The organism is Micromonospora sp. DT63 (assembly GCF_049841615.1).
Lineage (GTDB): Bacteria > Actinomycetota > Actinomycetes > Mycobacteriales > Micromonosporaceae > Micromonospora.
The window spans coordinates 313,763-327,782 of record NZ_JBNCKQ010000008.1 but is presented as its reverse complement, the minus strand read 5'-3'; the positions used below and the strand labels follow the sequence as shown (position 1 = coordinate 327,782).

At 73.6% G+C, this 14,020-nt stretch carries 11 protein-coding genes and 2 pseudogenes; 7 read left to right on the top strand and 6 right to left on the bottom strand.

Features of this window, described 5'->3' with window-relative positions:
* Positions 1-141 precede the first annotated feature (141 nt).
* Positions 142-729, top strand: a pseudogene (locus ACLQ27_RS27355) (murein hydrolase activator EnvC family protein); the annotation flags it as partial.
* A 108-nt stretch (positions 730-837) separates the two neighbouring features.
* Here the strand turns inward: ACLQ27_RS27355 and ACLQ27_RS27350 are convergent.
* From ACLQ27_RS27350 to ACLQ27_RS27330, 5 genes and pseudogenes are all read right to left on the bottom strand, one after another.
* Positions 838-2,019, bottom strand: coding sequence for an aminotransferase class V-fold PLP-dependent enzyme (locus ACLQ27_RS27350; RefSeq protein WP_425869344.1), 1,182 nt, complete (start codon positions 2,017-2,019; stop codon positions 838-840).
* A 44-nt stretch (positions 2,020-2,063) separates the two neighbouring features.
* On the bottom strand, positions 2,064-3,203 hold the full coding sequence (locus ACLQ27_RS27345) for a tyrosine-type recombinase/integrase (RefSeq protein ID WP_425869342.1): 1,140 nt from the start codon (positions 3,201-3,203) through the stop codon (positions 2,064-2,066).
* 153 nt (positions 3,204-3,356) lie between these two features.
* Positions 3,357-4,544, bottom strand: coding sequence for a DNA-processing protein DprA (gene dprA / locus ACLQ27_RS27340; protein ID WP_425869340.1), 1,188 nt, complete (start codon positions 4,542-4,544; stop codon positions 3,357-3,359).
* Positions 4,541-6,060, bottom strand: a pseudogene (locus ACLQ27_RS27335) (YifB family Mg chelatase-like AAA ATPase). Before ACLQ27_RS27335 ends, dprA begins: the two are co-directional and overlap by 4 nt.
* Before the next feature lie 30 nt (positions 6,061-6,090).
* Positions 6,091-6,450: a YraN family protein gene (locus tag ACLQ27_RS27330; RefSeq protein WP_234584233.1), complete on the bottom strand. Its 360-nt coding sequence runs from the start codon at positions 6,448-6,450 to the stop codon at positions 6,091-6,093.
* Positions 6,451-6,646: 196 nt separating this feature from the next.
* Between ACLQ27_RS27330 and ACLQ27_RS27325 the strand changes: the two genes are divergently transcribed.
* The 5 genes from ACLQ27_RS27325 (at position 6,647) to frr (ending at position 11,566) form a co-directional block, all read left to right on the top strand.
* Positions 6,647-7,831: a hypothetical protein gene (locus ACLQ27_RS27325; protein ID WP_425869338.1), complete on the top strand. Its 1,185-nt coding sequence runs from the start codon at positions 6,647-6,649 to the stop codon at positions 7,829-7,831.
* 311 nt (positions 7,832-8,142) lie between these two features.
* Complete coding sequence (gene rpsB / locus ACLQ27_RS27320) at positions 8,143-9,042, top strand: 30S ribosomal protein S2 (protein ID WP_234584235.1); 900 nt, start codon at positions 8,143-8,145, stop codon at positions 9,040-9,042.
* Positions 9,043-9,179: 137 nt separating this feature from the next.
* A complete protein-coding gene (tsf, locus tag ACLQ27_RS27315) occupies positions 9,180-10,007 on the top strand; it encodes a translation elongation factor Ts (RefSeq protein WP_234584236.1) in 828 nt (275 codons plus the stop codon).
* 162 nt (positions 10,008-10,169) lie between these two features.
* A complete protein-coding gene (pyrH, locus tag ACLQ27_RS27310; RefSeq protein ID WP_151490294.1) occupies positions 10,170-10,937 on the top strand; it encodes a UMP kinase in 768 nt (255 codons plus the stop codon).
* A gap of 71 nt (positions 10,938-11,008) precedes the next feature.
* Positions 11,009-11,566, top strand: coding sequence for a ribosome recycling factor (gene frr / locus ACLQ27_RS27305; protein WP_204943784.1), 558 nt, complete (start codon positions 11,009-11,011; stop codon positions 11,564-11,566).
* Between the two features lie 82 nt (positions 11,567-11,648).
* On the opposite strand, the gene ACLQ27_RS27300 is transcribed toward frr, so the two are convergent.
* Positions 11,649-12,092 (bottom strand): hypothetical protein, encoded by a 444-nt coding sequence (locus ACLQ27_RS27300; RefSeq protein ID WP_357498015.1) that lies wholly within the window; start codon positions 12,090-12,092, stop codon positions 11,649-11,651.
* Positions 12,093-12,538: 446 nt separating this feature from the next.
* Here ACLQ27_RS27300 and ACLQ27_RS27295 point away from each other — a divergent pair, with 446 nt between their 5' ends.
* Positions 12,539-13,999, top strand: coding sequence for a phosphatidate cytidylyltransferase (locus ACLQ27_RS27295; protein ID WP_425869336.1), 1,461 nt, complete (start codon positions 12,539-12,541; stop codon positions 13,997-13,999).
* Positions 14,000-14,020 lie beyond the last annotated feature (21 nt).

The window sequence follows — 14,020 nt, the reverse complement described above, 5'->3', positions numbered from 1 at the left end:
GGTCCGCTGTGCGTCGGGTCGGGACAGCGTTCCCATAACAGATCATCGGGCGGTTCGGTGGTCGTCCACAGGACCCCTGGTTGTCCACAGCTTCGTCAGCCGGGCTGGCGGACGGCCCAGCCTTCGCCGGAGGCTGCCGTCATGCGACCGCCACCCGACGATCGGATCCGCCGCACGCTGCTGCTCTGCGCCGCGCTCCCGCTCGCACTGACCGTCCAGCTCTGCGGGCTGGCGGTGCTGGTCGCGGCGGTGCCCGGCCAACCACCGACGCCAACCGTGCCGGTCGCGGCCGTGACCGACCCGGCGCCTGGACCAGTGCCTGCCGGGCGGTTCCGCTGGCCCCTCGACGGGCCACCTCGTCCGGTGCGCCGGTTCGACCCGCCGCCCCGACCGTGGCTGCCCGGCCACCGTGGCGTCGACCTGGCCGCCCCGCCCGGAGCGGCGGTCCGCAGCGCCGGGCCGGGCACCGTGCTCTTCGCCGGCCTGGTGGCCGGCCGACCGGTCGTCACCGTCGGGCACGCCGACGGGCTGCGGACCACCTACGAGCCGGTCCAACCCGCCGTACGCCCCGGCCAGCCGGTCACCGCCGGCACGCCGCTGGGCGAACTGCTGCCCGGGCACCCGGGTTGCCCGTCGCAGGCGTGCCTGCACTGGGGCCTGCGGCGGGGCGAGGAGTATCTCGACCCCCTCTCCCTGCTCGGCCTCGGCCCGGTGCGGCTGCTCCCGGTGCGCCCGCTCCCAGCGGACCCGCTTCCGGCGCACCTACTTCCGGCGCACCTGCTTCCCGGCGCCCCGATTTCGGTGCGTCCGCTCCCGCTCGGTCCGGGCGGGAGCGGGTCAGCGCTGGGCGAGCAACGCCGGCAGCCGAACGGCCAGCCGTTCGTACTCGTCGGCGGCGTTGTAGACCTGACCGGTGAGCCGCAGCCATCCGCGGCCGTTCCAACTCATCACCGCGACCTCGGCGGCGAGCCGCTCGCCGATCCGGGTCTGCAACGCCCGAGCCGCGTCGATCGTGGTGCCCGTGCCGGGCGGCAGCGGAATGAGGCGGAGAGCCACAGCCGGCCCGCCGGGGTCGGGCAGATCAGCGGGGGCCACCCCCAGCGCGTCCCCCACCACCCGCTGGCCGTACGCGGCGAGCGCGGCGTTGTGCGCCCGTACCCGGTCGACGCCGAGGCTGCGCAGCGTGAACAGTCCCGCCGGGGCGGCCAGCCAGGAGGTGTAGTCGAGCGTGGCCTGCCATTCGAGCCGGGCCGGGAAGCCGGCTTCCTGCTCCCACGAGACCACCAGCGGCTCGATCCGCTCCCGCCACTGGGGGGCGACCACCAGCAGGGCGGTGCCACGCGGGGCGTACCCCCACTTGTGCAGGTTGCCCGCCCAGAAGTCCGCGCCGATGCTCGCGACGGTGGTGGCCAGCATCCCGGGGGCGTGTGCCGCGTCCACCAGAACGGGCACCCCGCTCTCGTGGGCCGCCCCGACGATGGCGGCGATCGGGAAGAGCCGGGCGGTGGCGGAGGTGAGCTGGTCGACGACGAGCAGCCGCGTCCGCCCCGGGCGCAGGCCGGCCCGGATGATCTGCACGATCTCTTCGTCGGTGGCGGCCAGCGGGATCGGCAGGACGCGGCTCTCCGCGCCGGTGCGCCGGCACTCCCGCTGGATGGCCAGGCTCACCGCCCCGTACCCGTGGTCGGTGCTGAGCACCTCGTCACCGGGTCGCAGGCCCACCGACTGCAGCACCACGGCGACGCCGGTGGTGGTGTTCCCGATCAGCGCGCTGCCGTCCGGGTCGGCACCCAGGAACCCGGCGAGGTGCCGGCGGGTGTGCGTGATCCGGTCGGCGAGCCCCTGGGTGAAGAAGCGCAGCGGGTTGGCCTCCATCTCGTCGCGCAGCCGCTGCTGGACTCGCTGCACGCCGATCGGCACCGCGCCGAACGATCCGTGGTTGAGATGGCTGACCGCCGGGTCCAGGGAGAAGAGCAGGCGGGCGCCCGGGATCGGCTCGGGTGGCTGCGGGACGCTCACTCGATGATCGTAACCGTCGACCGGTCCGGCCCCTGGGCCCTTGATCAGGCGCGGGGATGTGCCTGCCGGTAGGCGGCGCGCAGCCGCTCCACCGAGACGTGGGTGTAGATCTGCGTGCTGGCCAGCGACGAGTGGCCGAGCAACTCCTGCACGGCGCGCAGGTCGGCCCCGCCCTCCAGCAGATGGGTGGCGGCGGAGTGGCGCAGCCCGTGCGGGCTGGTCCGCGGAAGGCCGGCCGTCTCGGCGTACCCGCCGACGATCTGTCGCGCCGTCGTCGGGTTGAGCCGGCCACCGCGCGCCCCGAGCAGCAGCGCGTCGCCGGAGCGGGCGCCCGCCACCAGCGGTCGGCCCCGGCGTAACCACTCGTCCAACGCCCGCTGCGCGGGCACCCCGTACGGCACCGAGCGCTCCCGGCCGCCCTTGCCGAACACCCGGATCACCCGGCGGCCGTGGTCGACGTCCCCGACGTCCAGTCCGCACGCCTCGCTGACCCGCACGCCGGTGGCGTAGAGCAGCTCCAGCAGAACCCGGTCGCGCAACAGCACCGCCTCGGCGGCTGCGGCATCCGGCGCCTCGCCGACGGCTCCCGTCGCAGTCGTGCTGTGGGCAGGCGTTGCCGTCGTGGCAGGGTCGTGCGCGGGCGTTGCCGTCGTGGCCGCGTCCGGCGCGGGCGTTGCCGTCGTGGTCCCGCTGTGCGCGGCTGCTTCCGTCGCGGTCGTGCCGTGCGCGGGCGTCGGTTGCCGGGACGGCGCCTCCACCAGGGCGGCGGCCTGGTCGGCGCGCAGGACGCTGGGCAACTCCCGGTGAGCACGAGGGCTGGCCAGTGCCGCGCCCACGTCGGTCGGGAGCAACCCGGCGCGGTGCGCCCAGGCGCTGAACGCCCGCGCTGAGGCGGCCCGACGGGCCAACGACGTACGGGCGGCACCTGTGGTCCGCTGCCGGGCCAGCCAGCTCCGCAGCACCGACAGGTCCAGCTCGGCCAGCTCCAGGCAGCCCATCCGCACGGCGTGGTCGAGCAACGTGACCACATCGGTGACGTACGCGCGGACGGTGTGCGCCGACCGGTTGCGGACCCGGGCGAGGTGCTCGGCGAAGTCGTCGACCGCGTCCCGCAGCGCCGGCGGCAGCGCCTGGTGGGTGGCCCGGGTGCCCCGGCTGGACCGGCTCACGGCAGTCGCGCCCATGGCGGCGTCGCGGTTGCTGCCCGCCGCGCGGCGTGTGCACCCCCACTGACAGCTGGCACGGCACCAGCGTACGGCCGCGAGTCGCACAACGCTCGCCCCGCTGGTGCCGGTGTCGCCACACCCGACGGCCGGGCACCGCGATGGTGTGTCTGCTCATGAGCCGCCCTTCGAGCCGGTTGGCGGGACAAGGGCGTAACCGTCGTCGCGGCGCACCACCATGGACAGCTCCTCCAGCAACGACAGCTTGCGCAGCGCGGTACGCACGGTCACGCCGGCTCGGGCGGCGAGCGCGTCCACACCCCGTACGCCCCGGCGGGGCAACGCCTCCAGCAGGGATCGGGCGTCGTCGTCCAAGGCGTCGGTCGGCCGCTGCGGGCCACGGGCCAGCGGGGCCAGGTCCGCGCCGACCCGGCCCACCTCCTCGAGCACGTGCGCCACCCCGGTGACCAGCCGCACCTCGGCGCACTCGCGGAGCAACTCGTGTGCCCCGACGGACATCGCCGAGGTCACCGGCCCGGGCACGACCATCGCGACCCGCCCGGTGTGGATGGCCCGCCGGGCGGTCTGCGTCGCGCCGCTGCGCGCCGACGCCTCCACCACGACGGTGCCGAGGGTGCCCCCGGCGATGACCCGGTTGCGGATCAGGAACCGGGGACGCAGCGGCTCGGCGCCGGGTGGCCACTCGCTGACCAGCAGCCCCGTGTCGGCGATCCGGTCGAAGAGCGCGGTGTTGCCCATCGGATACGGCCGGTCCACCCCGCAGGCCAGCACCGCGACGGTCAACCCGCCCGCGTTGAGGGCACCCCGGTGGGCTGCCGCGTCGATGCCGAACGCGCCGCCGGAGACCACTGTCCAGTCCCGCTCGGCCAGCCCGTACCCCAGTTCGGTGGCGACGTGCTGGCCGTAACCGGTGGCCGCCCGCGCGCCGACCACCGCCACCGAGCGCTCCAGCGCCTCGCCCAGGTCCCAGGCCCCGCGTACCCAGAAGCAGAGCGGCGGCGCGGTCTCGCCGTCCACCCGGCGGATGGCGTTCGGCAGCCGGAGCGTCTTCAGGCCGGCCACCCGGACCGGCCACTCCGCGTCGTCGGGGGTGACCAGGCGGGCGCCGAGCCGGTCGGCCCTCGCCAACGCCTCGGCGGCGACCGCCCGCGCGTCACCGGCGGCCGACCGGGCGGCCACCGTGCTGTGCAGCCAGCCGTCGGGGCTACCGCCGTCGAGCAACAGATCCAGTGTCGCGACCGGACCGAGCCGGTCGACCAGTTGGTGCACCGCCCGGGTGCCCGGCTCGGCCAACCAGGTCAGCGCCACCCGGGCCAGCCTGCTCTCCTCGTCGGCGCTCATGCCGCCTCCCCCGTTCGTAGTTGGATCGCCTCTCGTACGTCGTCGCGGTCCGGCCGGTCCCGGCCGTCCAGGTCCGCGATGGTCCAGGCCATCCGGATCACCCGGTCGAAGCCCCGCGCCGAGAGCGAGCCGGAGTCGAGTCGGCCGCGCAGCTCGGCGGTCACCGGCGCCGGGAGCCGCCACGGTGGGCGGCGCAGGAGCGGCCCGTCCACCTCGGCGTTGAGTCGCCGCCCGAGGCTTGCCCAGCGGGCGGCGGCCGCGCGGCGGGCCGCCGCGACCCGGGCGGCGACAGTGGCCGATGACTCGGCGTCGCCGACGGACGCCATCAGCTCCGCCGCCCGGACCGGCATCAGCCGCACCTGCACGTCGATCCGGTCGAGCAGCGGCCCGGAGAGCCGGCCCAGGTAGCGACGGCGCACCAGCGGCGAGCACTCGCAGTACGCGTCACCGGACGGCTTCGCGCACGGGCACGGATTGGCGGCCAGCACCAGTTGGGTCCGGGCCGGGTATTCGGTGCCGCCCCCGCTGCGGCTCAGCAGGATGCGACCGTTTTCCAGCGGCTGGCGCAGCGCCTCCAGCGCGCCCTTGCTGAACTCCGGCGCCTCGTCCAGGAACAGCACCCCGCGGTGGGCCAGCGACACCGCGCCAGGGCGGGCCAGCCCGGAACCGCCGCCGACGAGGGACGGGATCGTCGCCGTGTGGTGCGGCGCCTGGAACGGCGGCCGGCGCAGCAGTCGACCACCCGGTGGCAGCAGCCCGGCGACCGAGTGCAGCGCGGTCACCTCCAGCGCCGCGTCGTCGTCCAGCTCGGGCAGGAGCGACGGCAGCCGCTCGGCCAGCATCGTCTTACCGGCGCCCGGAGGGCCGAGCAGCGCGATGTGGTGCCCGCCCGCCGCGGCGACCTCCAGCGCCCGCCGGCCCAGCTGCTGCCCGGCGACCTCGGCGAGGTCGGGTCCGCCGGATACCGGTGCCGGCGCGTCCGGCGGTGGTTCGATCAGCGGGCTGCCGTCGCGGACGAAGGCGACCAGCCGGTGCAGCGTGTCCACCGCCCGCACCCGTACGCCGGGGATGACCGCGGCCTCGGCGGCGTTGCCGGTCGGCACGATGACCCGTTCGACGCCGGCCTTGGCCGCTGCGGCGACCATCGGCAGCACCCCGCGCACCGGCCGGACCGTGCCGTCCAGGCCCAGCTCACCGAGGACCACGACCCCTCCAGCGGGAGCAGCGGCAGCTCACCCGAGCCGCCCAGCAGCGCGGCGGCGATGGCCAGATCGAACGCCGAGCCGAACTTCGGCAGCGTGGCCGGCAGCAGGTTCAGCGTGATCCGCCGGTTCGGCCAGCGTTGGCCGGAGTTGACCACGGCGGCCCGGACCCGGTCCCGGGCCTCGTGCAGGGCCGTGTCCGGCAGACCGGAGATCACCACGGCCGGCAGGCCGGCGGCCAGGTCCGCCTCGACCTCGACGAGGTGGCCGTTGACGCCGACCAGCCCCACGCAGAGCACCTTCGCGTAGCTCATGACGCGTCACCGATCCGTCGGCGGCGCATCTCAGAACGCGCCCTTGAGGTGGTCGACCTGCGCGGGACCGGCGGCGGGCAGTCGTACCGACAGCACGTCGAACCGCACCTCGTCGGCGCTGGTGCCGGTCTCGGCGAGCCAGATCGCGGCGAGCCCGCGCAGGCGACGGGCCTTGGCTGGTACGACAGCTTCGGCCGGTGTGCCGAACACGTCGCCCCGACGTGTCTTCACCTCGCAGAACGCGAGCACCGGCCCGTCCCAGGCGATGATGTCGATCTCGCCTTGCGGGCAGCGCCAGTTCCGGGCGATCGGGCGTAGCCCCGCCTCGCTCAGGTGCCGGGCGGCACACCGCTCGCCGTACGCGCCGACCGCCTGGTTCCGCTTCGTCATGGCCGCGACGGTGCCCGTCCGAGTGCGCGCGTCGCGACCCCACGACGGCCCGGCTGTGGACGACGGGCGTCCTGTGGACAACCGGACGATCAAGCCCGCGCCGTGCTATGCAGCGACCGGGACGAGGAGCTGCACCCTTCACCGGCCGACCGGGCTGAAATGGCGCGGACGTGGCCTGTCGCATACGGTGCCTGACGTGGACGGACGACGGAGCTTTCCGGAAGATCAGGAGTCGCGCTGGTACCCCGACGAGCGGGGTCGCGGTTACGGCGATTCCGAGTGGCGCGGCGCGGGTGAGCCGCGATACCGGGACAGCGAGATCCCCGAGCAGCGCGGCGGCGAAGACGGTCGATCCCTCGAGGACACCGGCATCGGTCGACGCCGTGAGCCGGATCCGGCGCCCTTCGGCGCCATCCCGGAACCGGGCTCGGGCCGCTTCGGCGCGGTGGACGCGGGCCGCTTCGGTGGCCCGCCGGAGTCGGACTCCGGCCGTCTGAACGTGGTGGACTCGGGCCGTTTCGGTGGCCCGCCGGAGTCGGACTCCGGCCGTCTGAGCGCGGTGGACGCCGGCCGTTTCGGTGGCCCGCCCGAGTCGGACTCGGGGCGGTTCGGCGCCGTCGACGCCCAGGCGGGGATGTTCGGCAGCGGCGAGGCCGACTCCGGACGCTTCGGCGCTGTCGACCCGCTTGGTGACGCGCGTACGGAGGGGGACGGTTACCGGGCGACCCGCTCCCGCAGGGCGGATCGGGACCCCTCGGAGATCTCCGGGGAGCTGCCCGGCCGCCGGGCCGCCCGAGAGCCGCTGAGCCCGGCCACGCCCGAGGTGGCGCGGGACGCCACGCCGGAGCTCGCCCGAGACGCCGGGTCGGCGGCCGCCCAGGCCGTCGGGCCGGCGGCCGGTGTGCTCGCCGACCAGGCCCGGCCCGCCCCACTCGCCGGATATCCGATCATCGAGCCGACCCGGGGCGGCGGGGAGCAGCCGCACCCGCTGGAGATGCCGACCGGCCCGATGCCGGGGATCGGCCCGCGGCCCGACCTGTCCGCCGGCGAGCCGCCGGTGTACCCCCAGCCGGCCGACGGTGTCTACCGGACCCGTCGCCCGGCGTTGGCCGCGCTCTTCGCCCTGCTGGCGTTGATTTTCGAGATCCCCGCGCTGCGGGTGTTGCTGGCGGGCGTGACCGGCGACCCGCTGGACGCTGGCAACGTCGTGGTGGGCATCTGCCTGGTAGCCGGGCTGCCGATCTTCGCAGCGGGGCTGTACGGACTCAGAACCGGCGGACTGGCGCTTTCCGACGGCGGACGGGGATGGCTGCGTCCTCCGACGGCGTACCTGACTGTCGGCCTGGTGCTCTTCGTCGCCGCCGCCCTCGCCGCCGGCTGAGTCCCACCCGCACAGCTCCGCCCGACAGACCCGCCGGCGGGCCCCGCCTGGCAGCCGGCCCGGCGGGCCCCGCCTGGCAGCCCCGCCCGCGCTGCACCCGGAGGTCGTCGGGCGGGGGAGGGGCGTACACTGGCCAACTGGCGACCGCCTCGCGCGGTCGACCTCGCGTGCCCTCTTCACGAATCGTCGTGAAGCGACGGCCTCCCTGGTCCCGATCTTGATCGGGCCCACCATGGGCCGGCGACCAGGCGCCAGGACGCCCGGCCACCGGCCGGGCGTGACAACCAGGGATCTTGAGGAGTACCCCACCCATGGCCGTCGTGACCATGCGCCAGCTGCTGGAGAGCGGTGTCCACTTCGGGCACCAGACCCGGCGTTGGAACCCGAAGATGAAGCGCTTCATCATGACCGAGCGCAACGGCATCTACATCATCGACCTGCGCCAGACTCTCGACTACATCGAGAAGGCGTACGAGTTCGTGCGTGGGACCGTCGCGGAGGGTGGCAGCATCCTCTTCGTCGGCACCAAGAAGCAGGCCCAGGAGGCCATCGCCGAGCAGGCGACCCGGGTCGGTCAGCCGTACGTCAACCACCGCTGGCTCGGTGGCATGCTGACCAACTTCCAGACCGTGTACAAGCGCCTCCAGCGGATGAAGGAGCTGGAGGGCCTGGGTGACCTCAGCGGCACCGCCGCCGGTTACACCAAGAAGGAGACCCTGCAGCTCTCCCGCGAGAAGATCAAGCTGACCCGCACGCTGGGTGGTCTGCGGGACATGCAGAAGCTGCCGGCCGCGGTCTGGATCGTCGACACCAAGAAGGAGCACATCGCCGTCGACGAGGCCCGCAAGCTGGGCATCCCGGTGATCGCCGTTCTCGACACCAACTGCGACCCGGACGAGGTCGACTTCCCGATCCCGGGCAACGACGACGCGATCCGCTCCGCCGAGCTGCTGACCCGCGTGGTCGCGGCCGCCGTCGCGGACGGTCTGATCGCGCGGTCGGGTCGTCGCCGGGGCGGGGACGAGAAGCCCGAGGGCGTCGCGAGCGACGAGCCGCTGGCCGAGTGGGAGCGCGAGCTGCTGGAGCCGAAGAAGGCCGACGAGTCGGCCGCACCGGCCGAGCAGCCGGCCGCTGCCGCCGCCGAGCAGCCCGCTCCGGAGCAGCCGGCGCAGGCCGCCACCGAGCAGCCGGCGGCCGCCACCGCGGAGTGACCCGCACCGTCGCTGCCCGTCCGTCCGTTTTTCCGCGGACGGCGGGCAGCGGCGGTACGCCGGGCACGATCCGCCCGGATCCGGGTAACCGGCACCTCTGACCATCCACACGCCGTCTCAACACCGAAGAGAGAGCCATGTCCCAAATCACCGCCGCGGACGTCAAGAAGCTCCGCGACCTCACCGGCGCCGGCATGATGGACAGCAAGAAGGCGCTGACCGAGGCCGAGGGCGACTTCGACAAGGCCATCGAGATCCTGCGCGTCAAGGGCGCCAAGGATGTCGGCAAGCGGGCCGGTCGTACGGCCGCCAACGGCCTGGTCGCCCACTCCGGCAAGGCGCTGCTCGAGCTCAACTGCGAGACCGACTTCGTCGCCAAGACCGAGTCGTTCATCGCGCTGGCCCAGCAGCTGGTGGAGCACGGCGAGCGTTCCGGCGTGAACAACGCCGAGGAGCTGCTCGCCTCCGAGCTGGACGGCAAGGTCGTCGCGGACCTGGTCCAGGAGCAGTCCGCCAAGATCGGCGAGAAGCTGGTGCTGAACCGCTTCGCCAAGGTCGAGGGCACCACCGCGGTCTACCTGCACCGCAAGGCGCAGGACCTGCCGCCGGCCGTCGGCGTGCTGGTGTCGTACACCGGCAAGTCCGACGAGGCGGGCGACGCTGACGCCCGTGGTGTCGCCATGCAGATCGCCGCGATGCGGCCGAAGTACCTCACCCGGGACGAGGTTCCGGCCGAGGTCGTCGAGTCCGAGCGGCGCATCGCCGAGCAGACCGCCCGCGAGGAGAACAAGCCCGAGGCGGCCCTGCCGAAGATCGTCGAGGGTCGGGTGAACTCCTTCTTCAAGGACTACGTCCTCGTCGAGCAGTCGTCCGTCGCCGACAACAAGAAGACGGTGAAGCAGATGCTGGCCGAGGCCGGCATCGAGGTCACCCGCTTCGTGCGGTTCGAGGTCGGCCAGGCCTGAGCCGCCACCGGGCGCCGCGCGCGCCCGTGGGCAGGAAACGTCGACGAGGAGGCCGCCGGTGTACGTGACAGGCACCGCGGCCTCCTCGTCACATAGGGTCGGCAGCGGCAGGTTCGCGGTAACGCGTCGCGCGGGGCGTGCGCGTGGGGGAAGGCGGGGCGGATGACGCAGGTTGTGAGTGACCGGACGCTGGCGGTGGACGATCCGACGGCGCCGCCGCCGGGGCGGGCCCGCCGGGTGGTGCTGAAGCTCTCGGGTGAGGTGTTCGGTGGCGGCGCGATCGGCGTCGACCCGGACGTCGTGCAGGCCATCGCCCGGCAGATCGCCACAGTGGTCCGCCGCGGCGTGCAGGTCTCCGTGGTGGTCGGCGGGGGCAACTTCTTCCGTGGCGCGGAGCTGCAGAAGCGCGGGATGGACCGCGCTCGCGCCGACTACATGGGCATGCTCGGCACCGTGATGAACTGCCTCGCGTTGCAGGACTTCCTGGAGAAGGAAGGCATCGAGACCCGCGTGCAGAGCGCCATCACGATGGCCCAGGTCGCCGAACCGTACATCCCGTTGCGGGCGATCCGGCACCTGGAGAAGGGCCGTGTGGTCATCTTCGGCGCCGGCGCGGGCATGCCGTACTTCTCCACCGACACCGTGGCCGCCCAGCGGGCGCTGGAGATCCGGGCCGACGTGGTGCTGATGAGCAAGAACGGCGTGGACGGCGTGTACACCGCCGATCCGCGGATCGACCCCACCGCCAGCAAGCTCGACTCGATCACCTTCTCCGAGGTGCTGCGCCGCAACCTGCGGGTGGCCGACGCCGCGGCGTTCAGCCTCTGCATGGAGAACGGCCTGCCGATGTTGGTCTTCGGCGCGCAGGGTGACGACACCATCATCCGCGCGGTGGGTGGCGACAAGATCGGCACCCTGATCACCGCCTGAGCGTGACCGGCAGCGGCCCGGACGACTTTCAGCAGAGCCCACGACGAGCACAGAAGGAGGCGAGGAGACCGGTGATCGACGACACCCTCCTCGAGGCCGAGGAGAAGATGGAGCGTGCCGTTGAGCACGCCAAGGAGGAGTTCGGCGCGATCCGCACCGGTCGCGCCAACGCCGCCATGTTCTCCAAGGTCATCATCGACTACTACGGCACGCCCACTCCGTTGACGCAGATGGCGTCCATCGCGGTTCCCGAGCCGCGGATGGCCATCATCAAGCCGTACGACAACTCGCAGATCAACGCGATGGAGAAGGCGATCCGCGACTCGGACCTCGGGGTGAACCCGAACAACGAGGGCAACCAGCTGCGCATCCTGCTCCCGCAGATGACCGAGGAGCGCCGCCGCGACATGATCAAGGTGGCCCGGCACAAGGGCGAGGAGGCCAAGGTGGCGATCCGCAACGTCCGCCGCCGTGGCAAGGAGGAGCTGGACCGGATCGTCAAGGACGGCGAGGCCGGCGAGGACGACGGTCGCCGCGCCGAGAAGGAACTGGACGACCTGACGCAGCGCTACGTCGCCAACATCGACGACCTGGTCAAGCACAAGGAGACCGAGCTGCTGGAGGTCTGAGGCCCGACCCGGCGTCCGCCGGGTGAGCAGCCGATGCGAGGCCCGCCCCCGATCCGGGGACGGGCCTCGCGCCGTCCGAGCGTCAGTGGGGGATCCGGACGGTCCGGGTCGTCTCGGTCAGGGTCGTTCCGACGTACGCGTCGTGCAGCTCGAAGCGCACGGTGGCCCGACCCGGATGCAGCACCGGGTCGGCCCGGTAGAAGCCCATCGAGATGCTGGCGGTGCCGCCGTCGCAGACGATCTCGCCGGCGCCGAGGCCGCCGGTGGCCCAGTAGGTCGGCAGGCCGTCCTGGGTCAGCGACGCCGACAGGAAGTACACGCCGGTCGGGCAGTTGCGCACCTCCCCCCGGGCGGTGGCGGCCGGGAACGCCGGCCCGGTGCCGTCGGGGCTCCCGTCGTACAGGTAGATCTCGCTGGTGCGGTGGTCGATCCTGATGGTGGCGTTCCGTGTCGCCGCGGTGGCCGGTGGGGCCGCCGTCAGGACGAGGGCGGCCATCGTCAGCACCGCCAGGCTGATTCTGCGCACGAACGTTCCTTCCCCGTTGCTGTGGTGCAGACCGCCGGCGGACGCCGGCACACCGACAGCCGACCACCGACGGGTGGCGCGGGTCATCCCCTGTTCGCCCGGATGCTCGGTCGGATAGGCGTCGATGCGCCGGGGGCGCTCGGGCGGGCGGCGGGGCGCGGTTCTCGGGCCGGCGTCCGGCCGTCGCCGTCGTGGCAGCGTGGGCCACTCGCCGGACCCCGCCCACCGCGACCCCGCGAGGGGCCTCGGCGGCCACTGGCGCCATCGTCCGCCTCGCCCCGGCGGCGGGTGCAGTAGGCTCGGCAGGATTCCCGGCCACCGGGCGGTGCGCACCGGGAATCGACCGACCGTCGGGGCGGTCGAGCCGGAGGAACACAGTCGCGCGTGTAGGGGATGCTTGTGGTCTTGCGTCATGTGGTGGTACTCGTGCCGCGTCGCGGTGCGTGATGTCCCACCCCGACCCCTACACCGACGAGCCGCGCGGCTGGGACCGACCCGAGCGCCCGGTGGCCCTGCCCTGGCCCGAGCAGGAGATCGAGGCGGGCCAGTGGAGCCGCCGTCCGACAGCCGGGCCCGAGGTGTACGCCGAGCCACGAACCCGCCCGTACGCCGATCCGTACCCGGCTGACCCGTACGACGAGCGCGGCCGGACGGTCCGCCCGGACGACCGGGACCGCTTCGACGACCGGGATCGGCGCGACCGGTTCGACGACCGGGATCGCTACGACGACGAGCGGAACCAGTCCGACAGGTACGACGACCGGGGTCGCCCCGCCCGCTACGGCGACCGCCCGCCAGCGGGTGACGCGGCGCCACGTTATGCCGACCCGGGCGCCGGCCAGCGTTACGACGACAGTGCCGCGCCGCCGCACTTCGACGACGGTGACGTGCCGCCCTACTTCGACGACCGTGACGTTCCGCCGCGCTTCGACGACGATGCCGGTTTCCCGACGGCGCAGCTCGCGCCCATCGGCGCGGAGATCCTGCCGGACGACGACCCGGTGACCGAGCCGGAGCCCCCGAAGGGCCGGCGGCAGAGGGGCCGGCGACGGGCCAGCCTCGACCGGCCGGCGACCCAGCAGGTGGGCACCGGGCGGGCCGGCCGGAACCTGCCGGCGGCCATCGGGGTCGGGCTCGGCCTCGGCGCGCTGATCGTGGTGCCGCTGGTCTTCTACCCGCTGGCGTTCCTGCCGGTGATCGCCGCCGCCATCGCGGTGGGCATCTGGGAGATGGCCCGGGCGGTCCGCCGCAGCGGCGCCCACCCGCCGCTGGTGCCGCTGCTCGCCGGTGGCGTGCTGACCATCGGGCTGGCGTGGTTCGCCGGTCCGGACGCGCTCAGCCTGGGCCTGCTGGTCACCGTGCTGGGCACGATGGTCTGGCGGTTGGGCGACGGCCCGGCCGGCTTCCAGCGGGATCTCACCGCGGCCACCCTGATCGCTGTCTACGTGCCGTTCCTCGGTGGCTTCGCGGCGTTGCTGGCGGCGGCCCCCGACGACGGCCGGCTGCGCATCCTGGCCACGCTGATCGCGGTGGTCCTCTCCGACACCGGCGGGTACGCGGCCGGCGTGTCCTTCGGCCGCCACCCGATGGCCCCGTCGATCAGCCCCAAGAAGTCCTGGGAGGGTTTCGCCGGCTCGGTCACCGCGGCGGCGCTGGGCAGTGCCCTGCTGCTGTGGCTGATGTTCGAGGTGGCCCCCTGGTGGGGTGCCGTGTTCGGGGTGGCCGTCTCCTGTGCGGCGGTCCTCGGCGATCTCGCCGAATCGATGATCAAGCGGGACCTCGGGGTCAAGGACATGAGCAACCTGCTGCCCGGGCACGGTGGCCTGATGGACCGGTTGGACTCGATCCTGTTCGCGGTGCCGACCGCGTACCTGCTGTTGGCGATCTTCGTGCCGGTGGTGGGGTGAGGCATGGATCACGGTGGTCCG